The organism is Streptomyces sp. NPDC002784, from assembly GCF_053592135.1.
In genome coordinates this window covers 1-1,127 of the sequence record NZ_JBSFVD010000198.1, presented here as the reverse complement: position 1 = coordinate 1,127, position 1,127 = coordinate 1, and the positions used below count along the sequence as shown (strand labels likewise).

General features: G+C 34.9%; 1 protein-coding gene. It reads left to right on the top strand.

The annotated features are described in order from the left end of the window. The coding region (locus ACWD1Z_RS37770) for a restriction endonuclease subunit S (protein WP_451125472.1) at positions 1–1,080 on the top strand (1,080 nt) is incomplete at its 5' end. Positions 1,081–1,127 lie beyond the last annotated feature (47 nt).

The following is a 1,127-nucleotide window of genomic DNA, read 5'->3' as shown; positions in this document are numbered from 1 at the left end:
CCAGCTGAAATTGGAGAACAAAGTTATGTTAGTAAAAGTAAAAAGACTATTACTGAACTAGGTCTAAAGAAGAGTTCAGCTCGAATTTTACCAGTAGGAACCGTCTTATTTACTTCTCGTGCTGGTATCGGAAACACCGCTATATTAGCCAAAGAAGCTACAACTAATCAAGGGTTTCAATCAATTGTTCCTGATCAAAATAAACTTGATAGTTATTTTATTTTTTCAAGAACTAATGAGCTCAAGCGATATGGGGAAGTCACCGGTGCAGGATCTACTTTTGTTGAGGTTTCAGGTAAGCAAATGTCGAAAATGTCGATTATGGTACCTGAACTTTCAGAACAACAAAAAATCGGGTCATTCTTTAAACAGTTAGACGATACTATCGCTCTTCATCAACGTAAGTTAGATTTATTGAAAGAACAGAAAAAAGGCTTTTTACAAAAGATGTTCCCTAAAAATGGTGCCAAAGTTCCTGAATTGCGATTTGCGGGGTTTGCTGACGATTGGGAAGAGCGTAAGTTATCTGACGTAGCTAATCACAGAGGCGGAACAGCTATTGAAAAGTATTTTGACAAATATGGTGTATACAAAGTTATTTCAATTGGTAGCTATGGATTAAATAGCCAATACGTTGATCAAAATATTCGCGCAATATCAAATGAAATTACAGATGGACGAGTTGTTAATTCTGGAGAGCTCACCATGGTGCTAAATGATAAAACTGCTAATGGAACAATTATTGGAAGAACTTTACTGGTAGAAAAAGATAACGAATATGTTATCAATCAACGAACTGAAATTATTTCTCCGAAAGAAAACTTTGATTCTAATTTTGCATATACCATACTTAATGGTCCTTTTAGAGAAAAAGTTAAACGAATTGTTCAGGGGGGAACGCAAATATATGTTAACTATCCTGCAGTTTCTAATCTAAATCTAGAGCTACCTAAGATTGAAGAACAACAAAAAATAGGCTCTTTCTTTAAACAGTTAGATGACACTATCGCTCTTCATCAGCGTAAGCTAGATCTTCTCAAAGAGCAGAAAAAAGGATTTCTACAAAAGATGTTCGTTTAGGGTCTATAATTAGATAATAACCCCTAAGAAATTAACCAAAAACAGCC